Source organism: Massilia varians (assembly GCF_027923905.1).
GTDB classification, from domain to species: Bacteria; Pseudomonadota; Gammaproteobacteria; order Burkholderiales; family Burkholderiaceae_D; genus Telluria; species Telluria varians_B.
The window spans coordinates 5,052,521-5,067,159 of sequence record NZ_AP026966.1 but is presented as its reverse complement, the minus strand read 5'-3'; the positions used below and the strand labels follow the sequence as shown (position 1 = coordinate 5,067,159).

The following is a 14,639-nucleotide window of genomic DNA, read 5'->3' as shown; positions in this document are numbered from 1 at the left end:
CTGAAGCGCTGCAATTGTGAGGAGTTGCAGCAGTTCAGCCGGTGCCGGATTCATTGGCCCAAATCGCCAGGCGGTTTGGTCCGATGAATAATTCGCCCGCCACGCTGAGGGTGGGCGGGTTTTAAACCTTGAGCGTATTTCTCATCGCAGATGAAGGAGAATCTAAATGGCAACCGCTAAGAAACCAGCAGCAAAGGCTGCAACCGAGAAACCGGCAGCAAAGAAAACCGCCGCCGCCGCGAAACCGGCAGCCAAGGCCGCTCCGGCCAAAGCAGCTGCCAAGCCGGCGGCCAAGACCGCCGCCAAGCCGGCAGCGAAAACCGCAGCTAAACCTGCTGCCAAGAAAGCTGCAGCAAGCAAGACCACCGCCGCCAAGACCACCGCCACCAAGGCAGCGGCCAAGCCGGCAGCAAAGAAAGCCGCAGCAACCAAGACCGCAGCAACCAAGACCACTGCGACCAAGGCAGCAGCGAAGCCTGCAGCAAAGAAAGCTGCAGCCAAGCCAGCAGCCAAGAAAGCTGCAGCAAAACCGGCAGCTAAGCCTGCTGCAAAGAAAGCCGCTGCAAAACCGGCAGCAAAAGCTGCAAGCAAGTCGGTAGCCAAACCGGCAGCGAAGAAAGCTGCTGCTAAGCCGGCAGCTAAGCCTGCTGCAAAGAAAGCCGCCGCCAAGCCGGCAGCCAAGGCCGCCGCCACCAAGTCGGCAGCAAAGCCGGCAGCAAAGAAAGCCGCCGCTAAACCGGCAGCTAAACCTGCTGCAAAGAAAGCGGCAGCAAAGCCGGCAGCCAAGGCCACCGCTACCAAATCGGCAGCCAAGCCGGCAGCAAAGAAAGCCGCTGCTAAACCAGCTGCGAAGAAAGCCGCCGCTAAGCCTGCAGCAAAGAAAGCAGCCGCCAAGCCAGTAGCGAAAACCGCTGCCAAGCCGGCAGCCAAGAAAGCAGCTGCGACCAAAACCGCCGCTACCAAATCGACTGCGGCCAAATCGGCTACAAAGCCGGCAGCAAAGAAAGCGACCGCGACCAAAGCCGCCGCTAAGCCTGCTGCCAAGAAAGCTGCTGCTCCGGCTAAAACCGCGGCAAAGCCTGCTGCAAAAAAAGCGGCCGCTCCAGCTAAAGCCGCTGCTCCGGCTAAAGCCGCAGCCCCGGCAAAAGCGGCCGCACCAGCTAAATCCGCTGCCACCAAATCGGCTGCCGCCAAGCCTGCTGCAAAGCCGGCCGCAAAAGCCGAAGCCAAGCCGGAAATGAAAGCGGAAGCGAAACCGGAAGCCAAGGCCGAAGCAAAACCGGAAGTGAAAGCCGATAGCAAGGCCGACAGCAAATCGGATGCGAAAGCCGACGGCAAATCGGAATCGAAAGCCGAAGCCAAACCGGAAGCGAAAACCGATTCGAAATCGGACAGCAAGGCAGCCGCACCTGCTCCGGCAGCGAAAACCACGCTGTCGCCGGCAGCCGCATGGCCGTTCCCTACCAGCAGCCGCCCGTAATTCCGGCTCGATAGCGAGTCTTGCCTGGTTCAGGCAAAATACCGCTGTGTGATCGTTCACACGGCGGTTTTTTTTTGAGGAGCCTACGTGCTGTCTATTCTCCAGTTTATCGTCGATACCGCTGCCGCCTTGCTGGGAGGGCTGCTCCTGCTGCGCTTCTGGATGCAGGCCACGCGCGTGCGTCCGCCGCAGCAGATCGGCCAATTCACCTTCACCCTGACCGACTGGCTGGTGCTGCCGCTGCGGCGCCTGGTGCCGGGCATGGGCGGTTATGACTGGGCGAGCCTGATCGGCGCTTTCCTGGTGGTGGTGCTGGCCAGTTCGCTGCTGCTGGTAGCGGGAGCGGATGCGCATATGGTGCTGCTGCACGCGCTGTACCGGTTCCTGAACTGGATCCTGTACGGCTTCATGGCGCTCCTGATCATCGACGCGATCTTCAGCTGGGTGAACCCGCAGGCGCCGCTGGCGCCTTTCGTGCATGCGCTGAATACGCCGATCCTGCGGCCGATCCGGCGCGTGGTGCCGCCGATCGGCGGGATCGACTTGTCTGTGCTGGTGGCGCTGGTGCTGATTCAGATTATCCAGTTCGTGCTGCGGCAGGTGTTCTTCGGCTGACGGCGTCAGCCCGTATCAAAAAAATGGGGTCCCCGCGGGGACCCCAATTCATTTGTGCAGCCTGGCGCTCGTCTCAGCGGAACTTGTACCCGAACGCCGCCTCGAACTTCTGCTCGATCTCTTGCGGCGTGAAGCTGTGGTTCTGGCCACCGGTGCTGCCGATCTTGATCGCGCCCAGCAGGCTGGCGATGCGGCCGGTGGTCGCCCAGTCCAGGCTATTGATGATCCCGTACAGCAGGCCGGCGCGGTAGGCGTCGCCGCAGCCGGTCGGGTCGACGATCTCGTCGGCCTTCACCGCCGGAATGCGGTAGTGCTCGCCGCCGGCGTAGATGTCCGAACCCTCGCCGCCGCGCGTGACGATCAGCGCCTCGAGGCGGCCGGCGATGTCGGCCAGGCTCAGGCCGGTGCGGTCCATCACCACTTCGAATTCATAGTCGTTGCAGGCCAGGTAGCTGGCGCCGTCGATGAAGCGGATCAGCTCTTCGCCCGAGAACATCGGCAGCTGCTGGCCCGGATCGAACATGAAGGGGATGCCCTGGGCGGCGCAGTCGGCGGCGTGCTTGAGCATGCCGTCGCGGCCGTCCGGCGAGATGATCGCCACGCGGAGCAGGCCCTGGTCGGCCACGTTGTTCTCGTGCGAGTACTGCATCGCGCCCGGGTGGAAGGCGTTGATCTGGTTGTTGTCCTGGTCCGCGGTGACGAAGCACTGCGCGGTGTAGGCGTCGCCGATGGTGCGGATCGCGCGGGTCTCGATGCCCTGTTTCTTCATGCGCTCGAGGTAATCGCCGCCGTCCTGGCCGATGGTGCCCATGACCAGCGGCTCGCCGCCGAGCAGCTTGAGGTTGTAGGCGATGTTCACCGCGCAGCCGCCATACTCCAGGCGCATGGTCGGCACCAGGAAGGAGACGTTCACGCGGTGCAGCTGGTCGGCCAGCAGGGTCTCGGCGAAGCGGCCGTGGTACTGCATGATCTTGTCGAATGCGATCGAGCCGCAGATCAGGGCGGTCTTGGTCATGGAGATGCCTTCAAGAGATTAGGGGTAAAAGACGGCGATATGGTAGCCGGAAGGCGCCGGTTCCGCGACACGGAAGTGCAGCTTCACGGGCTGCTCGGCGTGCGCGGCGAAGCCAAGGTCCAGCAGCGGGCCGGCCGGCAGGTAATCGCGCGGGCCGAACACGCGCCGCACCAGCGGCTTGTCGTCGGCGTCCGAGAGGGTCAGTTCGATGCTGGGCCAGGCCTGGACCGAGTCGCCCTGGTTGCGCAGCTGGGTGCTGAAGGTATAGGCGTTGCCGCCGAGCGTGGTCAGTTCGCCGGTGTCGATCACCAGCTGGTCGACCCTGGCCGGCAGCTCGACGCGGCAGCCCAGCACCCCGCACAGCGAGACCAGGGTCGGCTTCAGTGCGGGATAGCGCGCCGCCAATGGGGTGCGGAAGTACAGGACGGCCTGCGCCGCCAGGGCCAGCAGCAACAGCAGGCTGCCGGCAAGCATCGCGATGCGCATGGCCTTGCCCGAGCGTTCGCGCTGGCGGCCGCGCCGCACGAACTCCGGCTCGTCGGGTTCCGGCACGCGCAGCTTGGGCGGTTCGATTCTGGTCGGCGTCAGCTTCGACTTGCGCGCGGCGCGTGCTTCCGCGGCCCGGGTGCGCGGCGTGCACGGCGCCACCGGCGGGGCGCGCGGCGGCGCCGGCATGGTGACCGTGGCGGGGCCGGATTCGCGCAGCAGCAGCGGCGGCGCGGTGGCGCCTGTCCTGGCAGCCGCCGGCGCAGGCGGGCGTACCGGGGCAGGGGCCGGCTCCTCGGGATACGCGTCATGGTCCGGCGCCGGTGCGGCCACCAGTGCTTCGTCGACCTCTAGGCCCGCCGCAAGCGCCACCGGTGCCTCGGCGGATGCCTGCGCCATCGGCACCGGCTCGGGCGCGCGGACCGGCACCGGCGCTGCGTCGGGGATGGCCTCAGGGGCGACGTCCGGGCTGACTTCCGGGGTGACTTCAGGAGTGACTTCAGGAGTGACTTCGGGGCTTGCGTCAAGCGCAAGCGCGGGTTCCGTGGGCTCCGGCGCCGGCTGCGCTTCGTCCACGCCGGCCTGCGTTGCACTCGGCTCCGCCGGGAGCTCGGCCACCGGGGCCTCGGGTGCCTGGCGTGCCTGCTGCGGCGCCTCGGTCACGTCTTCGCCGCTGCTTGCCTTGGGCAGGATGCCGAAGGGCGAGAAGGTACGGTCGAATTCGAGGGTGTAGATCGGATCGTCCTGCGCTTCCGGCGCGGGAGCGGCAGCTGCGTCGAGCTGGGGGGCTGCAGCTGGCGCGGCGGCGGGCGCGGCGGCCAGCTCGGCGTCGGACGCGCGCCGGCGCCTTGGGGAAGGGCGCGGCGCCGCGCTGGCCAGGTCGACCAGCGCGGCATTGCCGTCGAAGATTTCAGTGCAGGCGCCGCAACGGACGATGCCCCCACGCAGCTTGAGCTGGTCCGCGGCGACGCGGAACATGGTGCCGCAGTGGGGGCATTGGGTGGCGAGCGCCATGCCTGATCGTTCCTTAGCCGGTGATGGCGGAACGGGGCGCGGGTGCGGTGTCCTGGCCGAGCGTCCCGTGAAGGGCGACCCAGCCGTCCTGCTCGGCCCAGACGCCCAGCTTGATGAAAGGTGCGTAGGCGGCAGCCACTTCCTCCGCCTGGCGTGCCAGCACGCCCGACAGGATCAGCGAACCGCCCGGCGCCACGCGGCCGGACAGCATCGGCGCCATCAGCTTCAATGGGCTCGACAGGATGTTGGCCACGACGATGTCGAACTGGCCCTTCGCGTGGCGCTCGTTGGGAGCGGCGGCGAAGTTGTCCGGCAGGTAGAAGTCGATGCTGACACCGTTGCGCTCGGCATTGCTGCGCGCCGATTCGATCGCCTGCGGGTCGATGTCGACGCCGGCGACATCCAGCGCGCCGAGCTTCTTGGCCACCATCGCCAGGATGCCCGAGCCGCAGCCGTAGTCCAGCACCGACTTGCCCGGCGCCGGGTGCGCTTCCAGCCACTCCATGCACAGGCGGGTGGTCGGATGGCTGCCAGTGCCGAAGGCCAGGCCCGGGTCGAGCTCGAGGATGAGCCCGTTCGGGTCCGGCGCCTCGTGCCAGCTCGGCACGACCCAGATGTTCTTGCCGATGTGGATAGGCTCGAACTGCGACTGGGTCAGGCGCACCCAGTCGGCGTCCGCCACCGCGCGGGTGGTGAACGACGGCACGACGGGCAGCTTGATGGCGTTGGCGGCTTCCTGCACGATCGCGAACTGGTCGGCGTCGGTGTCGGTCAGCGCAACGACGCGACTGTGATCCCACGCGGTTTCGGTGGGTTCCATGCCCGGTTCGCCGAACAGCGGTTTTTCCGCGTCCGTGCCTTCGTCCGCGTCTTCCACCGAGACCGACAGGGCGCCCGCTTCCATCAGGGCGTCCGACAGGGCCTCAGCGTGGTCCCGCGCTACTTCGATGACGACTTCCGTCCAGCTCATACCTTGGTTTCCGATTTGGCGCCGAGTCCCGTTTCCTTCGGCAGGTCTGGCTTGGTAGCCAGCTTGTGCTCCAGGTAGTGAATGTTGGTGCCGCCCTCGATGAAGCGGGCGTCGACCATCAGCTCACGGTGCAGCGGGATATTGGTGAGAATACCTTCAACCACCATTTCCGAGAGCGCGATTTGCATGCGGCGAATTGCCTGCTCGCGCGTCGCACCGTAGGAAATTACCTTGCCGATCATCGAGTCGTAATGAGGTGGAACATAATATCCTGCATACGAGTGCGAATCGACACGGATGCCGGGACCGCCCGGCGGGTGCCAGCCGGTGATGCGGCCCGGCGACGGGGTGAACTTGAACGGGTCTTCGGCGTTGATGCGGCACTCGATCGCGTGGCCCGACAGCATGATGTCGCGCTGGCGGAAGCGCAGCTTCTCGCCGCAGGCGATGCGGATCTGTTCCTGCACGATGTCGATCCCGGTGATCATTTCGGTGACCGGGTGTTCCACCTGCACGCGGGTGTTCATCTCGATGAAGTAGAACTCGCCATTCTCGTACAGGAATTCGAAGGTGCCGGCGCCCCGGTAGCCGATCTTGCGGCAGGCTTCGGCGCAGCGGTCGCCAATCTTCTCGATCAGCTTGCGCGGGATGCCCGGCGCCGGCGCTTCCTCGATGACCTTCTGGTGGCGGCGCTGCATCGAGCAGTCGCGTTCGCCCAGCCAGACGGCGTTCTTGTGCTCGTCGGCCAGCACCTGGATCTCCACGTGGCGCGGATTTTCCAGGAACTTCTCCATATAGACTTCCGGATTGCCGAAGGCGGTGCCGGCTTCGGTCTTGGTCATCTGCACGGCGCCCAGCAGCGCGGCTTCGGTATGCACCACGCGCATGCCGCGGCCGCCGCCGCCGCCGGCGGCCTTGATGATGACCGGGTAGCCGATGCGGCGTGCGGTCTGGATGATTTCTTTCGGGTCGTCCGGGAGGGCGCCGTCCGAACCCGGCACGCAGGGCACGCCGGCCTTGATCATCGCCTGCTTGGCCGAGACCTTGTCGCCCATCAGGCGGATCGAGTCCGAACGCGGGCCGATGAAGACGAAGCCGGATTTCTCGACGCGCTCGGCGAAGTCGGCGTTCTCCGACAGGAAGCCGTAGCCCGGGTGGATCGCCTCGGCGTCCGTCACTTCGGCGGCGCTGATAATCGCCGGCATGTTCAGGTAGCTGAGCGCCGACTGGGCCGGGCCGATGCAGACGGATTCGTCCGCCAGCTTCACGTACTTGGCGTCCTTGTCCGCCTCGGAGTGAACGACGACCGTCTTGATGCCCAGCTCGCGGCAGGCGCGCTGGATACGCAGCGCGATTTCACCACGGTTGGCGATGAGGATTTTTTCAAACATGGTAGGTTCGGTGTTTCAGTGAAAACCGGCGCAACAGTCTGGATCAGAAAGCGCGCCGGACACGACATAGGATGGGCTGGCGGCAGGAAGCCGCCGAAACGAATAGAGCGTCTAACAAAGCCCCAGAGTCGGGCGCATCGTCGGATTCAGTACCTCGGTACGGCGAGACGATGCGACGCGGCCATGGCGGAATTGTTAGGCGCTCTTAGCCGATCACGAACAACGGCTGGCCGAATTCGACCGGCTGGCCGTTTTCCACGAGAATCTTGGTGACCGTGCCGGCGACGTCGGCATCGATCTCGTTCAGGAGCTTCATCGCTTCGATGATGCACAGGGTATCGCCCTGCTTGATGCTCTGGCCGACTTCGACGAAGGCCGGGGCGCCCGGCGCCGAGCTGCGGTAGAAGGTGCCGACCATCGGCGACTTGACCACGTGGCCGGTCTGCTCGGCGGCGGCAGGGGCGGCTACCGGCGCTGCGGCTGGTGCCGGGGCGGCCTGCACGGCCGGCGCGGCGTAGTGCTGCACGGCCTGCTGCGGCATCATCATCATCTGGCCTTGCGGGTTTGCGGACGACTTGACGATGCGGACCTTGCTTTCGCCTTCGGTCACTTCGAGTTCAGCGATGTCCGATTCGGCGACCAGGTCGATCAAGGTCTTGAGTTTTCTGAGATCCATGTGAAACCCCTTGGTGTTTTATTCGTTTTAGAGAGCGGGCGTCGCGTTTGGTGGGTGGCCGCGTCGCCGCTGATACATGAAGTTGACGTAGATTAACGCGATTTAAGCGCGAAGTCGATGGCAAACCGGTATCCGTCCGGACCCAAGCCGCAGATTACGCCTTGCGCAATTGCAGACAAGTACGAGTGGTGCCGGAAGGGCTCGCGGGCATGGACATTCGAAATGTGTACCTCCACGAACGGGATTGCCACCGCGGCAAGCGCATCGCGCAGCGCCACGCTGGTATGGGTCAGGCCGCCCGGATTGATGACGATCGCATCCACGCCCTCGCTGCGCGCGGCATGGATGCGGTCGATCAGGGCTCCTTCATGGTTGCTCTGGAAGCAATCGAGGCTTGCGCCCGCGCTTGCCGCCTGTGCCTTGGCTGCCTGCTCGATGTCGGCCAGCGTCGTCGCGCCGTACACCGCCGGCTCCCGGGTCCCCAATAAATTGAGGTTGGGGCCATTAAGCAGCAGTAGCTTTTTCGCCATGTTTAGAGTCTGAACGCCCGAAAGGAAGGCATTGTGCCGTCAAGCTCGGCTATTGGCAAGCAGTAAAATTGCCAGTCGATGAAGGCATATTCGAAGAAATTCGGAAAAGAACGGTCGTTCGATACGTATATGCAGCGTCCCGTATTTGTAGGGTGTACGGCTTTGCCGTACGCGCGTTCAAATTTCCTGAATGCCGCCCGCTCGTCTATTCCATTGCTGGTTGAACGCGCGGTCGGCAAAGCGTGATTTGGTCCACTGGACCAAATCACCCCTACAAGTTCGCCAAATCCGCGCGCAATTCGTCAAACTTCAGCTTGCCCAGGTAAGTCTTGCGCACCTGCCCGTCCGCGCCGATCAATACTGTATACGGCAGGCCTCCGGCAGTGTTGCCGAACTCGCGCGACAATTCGGTGCCGCCCATTCCCGCCACATACAGCGGATAGGCGATCTTGAGCTTGGCCGCGAATTCCTGCATGTTCGACGGCGAATCGATGCCGATGCCGATCACGTTGAAGGTCTTGCCGGCGTCGCTGCCTGCCAGTTCCGACAGCTCCGGCATTTCCTGCACGCAGGGTGCGCACCAGGTTGCCCAGAAATTCACCACCAGCGGCTTGCCGCGCCACTTGGCCAGCGGCTGCGGCTTGCCCTGCAGGTCGTCGAGCGACTGCGCGAACAGCTTGTCGACGGCGGTATGCGGCTTGCCGCCGGTCGGCGCGATGGCGGTGGTAAGGGGAGGAGGGTCTTTCTTGTTGATCGCCACCAGGGCGCCCATGATGCCGAACATCGCGGCAACGGCCGCATACACGGCCACGTGTTTCTTATTCATTCGTCCTGTTCCAGGGTTTCGGACCGCTCGTCAAACCTACTGTGCGTTGCATTTCGGCCCTGCGATGCTCACCGCACTAAAGTACGGCTGCGCTTCTCGAGCCGAACTGCCGCCGCTCGCTACGGTTTTACGAGCAGTCCTTCATCATTCGCCATCAGCGCGCGCAGCCCGGCTGCGTCGACCCGCTGTAGGCGGCCATCGGCGCGCGGCTTCAAGGCCCCGCGCAAGTCATGAAAGTCGTACAACTCGGCATGGATAGTTTCCTTATGCCACATAAAGCTGACCGTTTCAACCGGATCGTGCCGGCCGCCCTTGAAATGGGGCGTTTCGGAAATCTCTATATTGACGTTGCGGTTGAGCAGGAAGATCTCGACTTCCTTGGCGCTGTCGGCGAACAGCTGCAGGTGAATGTCGTCGTGTTCGCCCGCCGTGCCGTTCAGGACGGCGCCGGTGAGGTAGGGGCGGAAGTCGGCGAGCTGGTCCATGACCTGCAGGGCGGTCTCGCGCAGGGCAAGCAGGCGCTCGGCCTGGCCGGGACCGCCGAACAGGGCCTGGTATTGACGCACCTGTTCCTCGATCTGCATGTTGTCGGGCATCAGGTTGGGGCTGGGGCGGTCCACCCCGAGCACCTGGCGGGCCGCCTTGCGGCGCGCGGTGTCATAGTCGGCGCCATCCTGGGCGATCATGCGCGCAGCAAGGGCAGCAATTTCGGCGCGCAACTGGAGTATGTCCTTGTTTGGTGTAGGCATGCCTGAATCATACTCCGAGAGCGCCTAACAAAACTCCCATTGCTGCGTTGCATCGTCTTGCCGTACTAGCGTACTGTCTTCGACGATGCGCCTTGCCCTGGGAGCTTTGTTCGACGCTCTTGCGCGGAAAATGACAGCGGGTCAGGTAGAATCGCGCTTTCGGACTCATTTAGCCCAGCTATTTCTTCCTCGACCATGCACATTCACATTCTCGGTATTTGCGGCACCTTCATGGGCGGTTTGGCGGTCCTGGCCAAGGAAGCCGGCCATCGCGTCACCGGATGCGACGCCAACGTCTATCCGCCGATGAGCACCCAGCTCGAAGCCCAGGGCATCGAGTTGATCCAGGGCTATGGTCCGGAACAGGTGTCGCTGAATCCCGACCTGTATGTGATCGGCAATGTCATGACGCGCGGGAACCCGCTGATCGAGGAGATCCTGAACCGCGGCCTGCCTTACGTCTCCGGCCCGCAATGGATCGGCGAGCACATCCTGCGCGAAAAATGGGTGCTGGCCGTCGCCGGCACCCACGGCAAGACCACGACCACCTCGATGCTGGCCTGGATCCTGGAAGACGCCGGCTATGCGCCGGGCTTCCTGATCGGCGGCGTGCCGATGAACTTCGGCATCTCGGCGCGCCTGCACGGCGACAAGCCGAGCGACTTCTTCGTGATCGAGGCCGACGAATACGACACCGCCTTTTTCGACAAGCGCAGTAAATTTGTGCACTACCACGCCAAGACGGCGGTGCTGAACAACCTGGAATACGACCACGCCGACATCTTCCCGGACATCGGCGCCATCGAAACCCAGTTCCACCATTTGGTGCGCACCGTGCCGGGCGTGGGCCGCCTGGTCGTCAATGGCGACGAAGCCTCGCTGGCGCGCGTGATCAAGCGCGGCTGCTGGAGCGAGAAGGAAAGCTTCGGCCTGTCCGAAGGCGCGAACTGGAGCCTGGTCGAGCACCAGGGCGGCAGCTTCGACGTGCTGTTCAATGGCGACGTCCAGGGCACCGTGCACTGGGACCTGACCGGCCACCACAACCGCTCGAACGCGCTGGCCGCGATCGCCGCCGCGCGCCACGTCGGCGTGCCGACCTCGCAGGCGATCGCTTCCCTGGCGCGCTTCCAGAGCGTCAAGCGGCGCATGGAAGTGCGCGGCGTCGTCAATAACGTGACCGTGTACGACGACTTCGCCCACCATCCGACCGCGATCGCCACCACCGTGGGCGGCCTGCGCCAGAAGATCGGGACCGGCGGGCGCATCCTGGCCGTGCTCGAGCCGCGCTCGAACACCATGAAGCTGGGCGCCATGAAGGATGCGCTGCCGGGCAGCCTGAAGGACGCCGACCTGGTGTTCGGCTTCGGCAGCCAGCAGGCGCTGGGCTGGTCGCTGGCCGACGCGTTGAAGCCGCTGGGAGGCATCGCCCACAGCTTCGACCAGCTCGACTACATGGTGCAGGCGATCGTGCAGGCGGCCCAGCCGGGCGACCACATCCTGGTGATGAGCAACGGCGGCTTCGGCGGCGTGCACCAGAAACTGCTGGACGCGCTGGCTCCATGATCTTATACCTCCACGGATTCCGTTCCTCGCCGAAGTCGTTCAAGGCGCGGGTGGTGCAGAAGGCGCTGGAACAGGCCGGCCGCGCGCACGAGCTGATCTGTCCGCAGCTGCCGGCCTCGCCGAAGGAGGCGATCGCGCTGTGCCTGCTGCTGGCCGAGCGCCACGCGCCCGCCAACCTGTCCATCATCGGCTCTTCGCTGGGCGGCTTCTACGCCACCTGGCTGGCCGAGCGCCTGGGCGTGCCGGCGGTGCTGCTCAACCCGTCCGTGAATCCCCTGAAGAACCTGACGCACCACGTCGGCGTGACCACGGCCTGGCATTCGGACGAACCTTTCGAGTTCCGCCCGGAGTACATCGACGAGCTGGCCGCGCTGCGCGTCGAGAAGATCACCAGGCCGGAACGTTACTTCCTGATCGCCGCGACCGGCGACGAGGTGCTGGACTACCGCGACATGGTGGCGCACTACGCCGGGGCGAAGCAGCACGTGATCGAGGGCAGCGACCATGCGATCTCGGAATTCCCGCAGTATGTCGACGCCGTGCTGGCCTTCTGCGACGCGGGCGCGGCGCAGTGAAGGCTGGCATGAGAAGCGCTTCGCTGCGGCTGGCGGCATGGCAGCCGCATGCCCGGGCCGTGCGCGCGCCGGAGAAGATGCGCGACTGGCTGACCACCGAGGGCTCGCTGACGGCGCGCCTGATGGCGCACAGCGAGACCTTCCGCGTGCGCCGCCTGCACCAGAACTCCGCCACCTGTCTGGCGGACGAGGCGCGGGCGATCGGCCTGGCGCGTCCGGGGCGGGTGTGGGAGCGCGAAGTGCTGCTGGTATGCGATGGCCGCCCGCGGGTGTTCGGCCACACGGTGGTCCCGACGGGCTGCACTGCCAGCGACTGGCCGCTGTTTTCGGCGCTGGGCGAGCGCTCGCTCGGCACCACGCTGTTCTACGACCCGCTGGTGCGCCGTGGCCGGCTGGAATACGCGCGCATCCGCGCGGGCCATCCGCTGATGGAGCGCGTGCGCGCGGCCCTCGGCGGGGCGGAGGACTCTCTTTATTATGCGCGGCGCTGCGTCTACCGCCGCCGTCAAGGCCTGCTGCTGGTCACCGAGGTATTCTTGCCCTCGGTGCTGGACCTGAAGCCGACCGGAACACAACAGAACACGAAATAACATGAACGTATTTTTTGAAGAGTCGGGCGATTTCAAGGTCGGCACGGTATTGTCGCAGGCCGGCGAGGCCTACCAGGTGGAGCTGGCCAGCGGCAAGCGCAGCAAGGTCAAGTCCAAGGACGTGCTGATCCAGTTCGACAAGCCCGAGCCGGAAGCGCTGCTGGCCGCCGCCAAGGGCATCGCCGCCGAGGTGGACCTGGACTTCCTGTGGGAGGTCGCGGGCCAGGAAGAATTCGGCTTCGCCGAACTCGGTCTGGAGTATTTCGGCCACGCGCCGCTGCCGGGCGAGGCCGCCGGCCTGGTGCTGGCGCTGCACGCCGCGCCGATCTACTTCCATAAAAAGGGCCGCGGGCGCTACAAGGCCGCTCCCGAGCAGACCCTGAAGGCGGCCCTGGCCGGCATCGAAAAGAAGAAGCAGCAGGCCATCGTGCAGGCCGGCTACGTCGAGGAACTCAAGGCCGGCAAGCTGCCGCAATCGATGCAGTCCATCGTGCACCAGCTGCTGTTCAAGCCGGACAAGAACACCATCGAATACAAGGCGCTGGAAGCGGCCGCCTCCGAGCTGCAGACCACGGCGCCGCGCCTGATGCTGCGTACGGGCGGCTTGGCGTCGCCGAAGGAACTGCACATGTCGCGCTTCCTGTTCGAGCACTTCCCGCGCGGCGCCGGCTTCCCCCCGCTGGAGGTGCCGCAGGCACCAAGCGACCTGCCGCTGGCGGACGTCGCCGCCTTCTCGATCGACGACGTCACCACCACCGAGATCGACGATGCCATGTCGGTGGTCTGGCTGGAGGACGGCACGGTGCGGGTGGGTATCCACATCGCGGCGCCAGGCCTGGCCATCCGTCCGGACGATGCAATCGACAAGATCGCGCGCGCGCGCATGTCCACCGTTTATATGCCGGGCGACAAGATCACCATGCTGCCGGACGACGTGGTGGATGCCTTCACCCTGGCCGAAGGCACGGATTGCCCGGCGCTGTCGCTGTACGCGGTGCTGAACCCGCAGGACTGGACCGTGCTGTCGACCACCACCCGCGCCGAGCGCGTGCCGATCAAGCGCAACCTGCGCCTGAACGAGATCGACGCCATCGTCACCGAAGAAGCGCTGAACACGGGCAGCGGCGAATATGAGCACAAGAAGGAGCTGGCCCTGCTGTGGCAATGGGCGCTGCACCTGGAAGCGGGCCGCATGCAGAAGCGCGAAGCCTTCGGCCTGAAACCCGAGCAGGCCAACCGCGTCGATTTCAATTTCTACGTGGACGACGACGTGGTGAGCATCGTGCGCCGCAAGCGTGGCGCGCCGCTCGACAAGATCGTGGCCGAGCTGATGATCTTCGCCAACAGCACCTGGGGCAAGCTGCTGCACGACTCGGGCGTGCCGGGCATCTACCGCTCGCAGGGGCCGGGCGCGGGCGGCTGGAACGCCAAGATCCAGGTGCGCATGGTCACCCATGCGGCCCCGCACCAGGGCCTGGGCGTGGACCAGTACGCATGGAGCACCTCGCCGCTGCGCCGCTACACCGACCTGGTCAACCAGTGGCAGATCCTGGCCTGCGCCTCGCACGGCGTGACCGCGCCGCTGGTGGCGCCGTTCAAGCACCGCGACGCGACCCTGTTCTCGATCGTCTCCGCGTTCGACGCGGCCTACGCGGCCTACAACGACTTCCAGCAAAACATGGAACGCTACTGGTGCCTGCGCTGGCTGGGCCAGGAGAACGCCAAGCAGGTCGACGCCGTGGTGCTGAAGGAGGAAGTGGTGCGCCTGGTCGAGATCCCGCTGGTGGCGCGCCTGGCCGGCATGCCGCAGCTGGCGCGCGGCGCCCAGGTCAAGCTCGATATCGTGCGCTGGGACGAGGTCGACCTGTCGCTCGAGGCGCGCCTGCTCGAGGTGGCGGCGGTGGCGCCGGATGCTTCGCTGGAGCTGGAAGAAGAGGAAGAGGGCGATACCGGCGAGGCGGCGCTGGCCGAAGTCGTGGAAGCCGAGGGTGTCGTGGCCGCCGTTACGACCGAGGATGGCGTGGAAGTTCCCGCCAACGCCGGCACCGCCTGATATTGTAGGGTGGACGGCTTCGCCGTCCGCGCGTCCAGCCAGACCAAGAATAGCCGCGCAGCTGTTCATCATGTGTTTGAACGCGCGGACGGCAGAGCCGTCCACC

Annotated in this window: 14 protein-coding genes; 6 read left to right on the top strand and 8 right to left on the bottom strand. The window is 65.3% G+C overall.

Annotated elements, in window-relative coordinates:
- Positions 1-166: 166 nt before the first annotated feature.
- Both MasN3_RS22845 and MasN3_RS22840 read left to right on the top strand, forming a co-directional pair.
- Entirely contained in the window at positions 167-1,480 is a 1,314-nt protein-coding gene (locus MasN3_RS22845; RefSeq protein WP_281910476.1) for a transcriptional regulator, read from the top strand.
- 87 nt (positions 1,481-1,567) lie between these two features.
- Positions 1,568-2,095, top strand: a complete 528-nt coding sequence (locus MasN3_RS22840) for a YggT family protein (RefSeq protein ID WP_281910474.1) — start codon at positions 1,568-1,570, stop codon at positions 2,093-2,095.
- Between the two features lie 73 nt (positions 2,096-2,168).
- Here the strand turns inward: MasN3_RS22840 and MasN3_RS22835 are convergent, their stop codons facing one another.
- The 8 genes from MasN3_RS22835 to MasN3_RS22800 form a co-directional block, all read right to left on the bottom strand.
- Positions 2,169-3,110, bottom strand: coding sequence for a carbohydrate kinase family protein (locus tag MasN3_RS22835; RefSeq protein WP_281910473.1), 942 nt, complete (start codon positions 3,108-3,110; stop codon positions 2,169-2,171).
- Positions 3,111-3,128: 18 nt separating this feature from the next.
- Complete coding sequence (locus MasN3_RS22830; RefSeq protein WP_281910471.1) at positions 3,129-4,610, bottom strand: zinc-ribbon and DUF3426 domain-containing protein; 1,482 nt, start codon at positions 4,608-4,610, stop codon at positions 3,129-3,131.
- 13 nt (positions 4,611-4,623) lie between these two features.
- The gene (gene prmA / locus MasN3_RS22825) at positions 4,624-5,580 is read right to left on the bottom strand and encodes a 50S ribosomal protein L11 methyltransferase (protein WP_281910470.1); all 957 of its coding nucleotides are present in this window, start codon (positions 5,578-5,580) and stop codon (positions 4,624-4,626) included.
- Complete coding sequence (gene accC / locus MasN3_RS22820; protein ID WP_281910469.1) at positions 5,577-6,971, bottom strand: acetyl-CoA carboxylase biotin carboxylase subunit; 1,395 nt, start codon at positions 6,969-6,971, stop codon at positions 5,577-5,579. The genes prmA and accC overlap by 4 nt, the downstream gene beginning before the upstream one ends.
- Before the next feature lie 205 nt (positions 6,972-7,176).
- Positions 7,177-7,647, bottom strand: a complete 471-nt coding sequence (gene accB / locus MasN3_RS22815) for an acetyl-CoA carboxylase biotin carboxyl carrier protein (RefSeq protein ID WP_281910468.1) — start codon at positions 7,645-7,647, stop codon at positions 7,177-7,179.
- A 92-nt stretch (positions 7,648-7,739) separates the two neighbouring features.
- Complete coding sequence (gene aroQ, locus MasN3_RS22810; protein ID WP_281910466.1) at positions 7,740-8,177, bottom strand: type II 3-dehydroquinate dehydratase; 438 nt, start codon at positions 8,175-8,177, stop codon at positions 7,740-7,742.
- Between the two features lie 271 nt (positions 8,178-8,448).
- Complete coding sequence (locus MasN3_RS22805; RefSeq protein WP_281910464.1) at positions 8,449-9,003, bottom strand: TlpA family protein disulfide reductase; 555 nt, start codon at positions 9,001-9,003, stop codon at positions 8,449-8,451.
- A 119-nt stretch (positions 9,004-9,122) separates the two neighbouring features.
- The gene (locus MasN3_RS22800; protein ID WP_281910463.1) at positions 9,123-9,752 is read right to left on the bottom strand and encodes a hypothetical protein; all 630 of its coding nucleotides are present in this window, start codon (positions 9,750-9,752) and stop codon (positions 9,123-9,125) included.
- Between the two features lie 195 nt (positions 9,753-9,947).
- Between MasN3_RS22800 and mpl the strand changes: the two genes are divergently transcribed.
- Genes mpl through MasN3_RS22780 form a run of 4 tightly spaced genes read left to right on the top strand, consistent with a single transcriptional unit; the run spans position 9,948 to position 14,533 of the window.
- Entirely contained in the window at positions 9,948-11,315 is a 1,368-nt protein-coding gene (gene mpl, locus MasN3_RS22795) for a UDP-N-acetylmuramate:L-alanyl-gamma-D-glutamyl-meso-diaminopimelate ligase (RefSeq protein ID WP_281910460.1), read from the top strand.
- The gene (locus MasN3_RS22790) at positions 11,312-11,890 is read left to right on the top strand and encodes a YqiA/YcfP family alpha/beta fold hydrolase (protein ID WP_281910459.1); all 579 of its coding nucleotides are present in this window, start codon (positions 11,312-11,314) and stop codon (positions 11,888-11,890) included. Before mpl ends, MasN3_RS22790 begins: the two co-directional genes overlap by 4 nt.
- A gap of 8 nt (positions 11,891-11,898) precedes the next feature.
- Positions 11,899-12,480 carry a chorismate--pyruvate lyase family protein gene (locus tag MasN3_RS22785; RefSeq protein WP_281910456.1) on the top strand — a complete coding sequence of 194 codons (582 nt, stop codon included), beginning with the start codon at positions 11,899-11,901 and terminating at the stop codon, positions 12,478-12,480.
- A 1-nt stretch (position 12,481) separates the two neighbouring features.
- Complete coding sequence (locus MasN3_RS22780; protein ID WP_281910453.1) at positions 12,482-14,533, top strand: ribonuclease catalytic domain-containing protein; 2,052 nt, start codon at positions 12,482-12,484, stop codon at positions 14,531-14,533.
- Positions 14,534-14,639 lie beyond the last annotated feature (106 nt).

Coding starts and splice junctions, on each gene's coding strand:
- MasN3_RS22845 (WP_281910476.1), top strand. CDS start 167: ATGGCAACCGCTAAGAAACCAGCAGCAAAGGCTGCAACCGAGAAACCG.
- MasN3_RS22835 (WP_281910473.1), bottom strand. CDS start 3,110: ATGACCAAGACCGCCCTGATCTGCGGCTCGATCGCATTCGACAAGATC.
- MasN3_RS22830 (WP_281910471.1), bottom strand. CDS start 4,610: ATGGCGCTCGCCACCCAATGCCCCCACTGCGGCACCATGTTCCGCGTC.
- prmA (WP_281910470.1), bottom strand. CDS start 5,580: ATGAGCTGGACGGAAGTCGTCATCGAAGTAGCGCGGGACCACGCTGAG.
- accC (WP_281910469.1), bottom strand. CDS start 6,971: ATGTTTGAAAAAATCCTCATCGCCAACCGTGGTGAAATCGCGCTGCGT.
- accB (WP_281910468.1), bottom strand. CDS start 7,647: ATGGATCTCAGAAAACTCAAGACCTTGATCGACCTGGTCGCCGAATCG.
- aroQ (WP_281910466.1), bottom strand. CDS start 8,177: ATGGCGAAAAAGCTACTGCTGCTTAATGGCCCCAACCTCAATTTATTG.
- MasN3_RS22805 (WP_281910464.1), bottom strand. CDS start 9,003: ATGAATAAGAAACACGTGGCCGTGTATGCGGCCGTTGCCGCGATGTTC.
- MasN3_RS22800 (WP_281910463.1), bottom strand. CDS start 9,752: ATGCCTACACCAAACAAGGACATACTCCAGTTGCGCGCCGAAATTGCT.
- mpl (WP_281910460.1), top strand. CDS start 9,948: ATGCACATTCACATTCTCGGTATTTGCGGCACCTTCATGGGCGGTTTG.
- MasN3_RS22790 (WP_281910459.1), top strand. CDS start 11,312: ATGATCTTATACCTCCACGGATTCCGTTCCTCGCCGAAGTCGTTCAAG.
- MasN3_RS22785 (WP_281910456.1), top strand. CDS start 11,899: ATGAGAAGCGCTTCGCTGCGGCTGGCGGCATGGCAGCCGCATGCCCGG.
- MasN3_RS22780 (WP_281910453.1), top strand. CDS start 12,482: ATGAACGTATTTTTTGAAGAGTCGGGCGATTTCAAGGTCGGCACGGTA.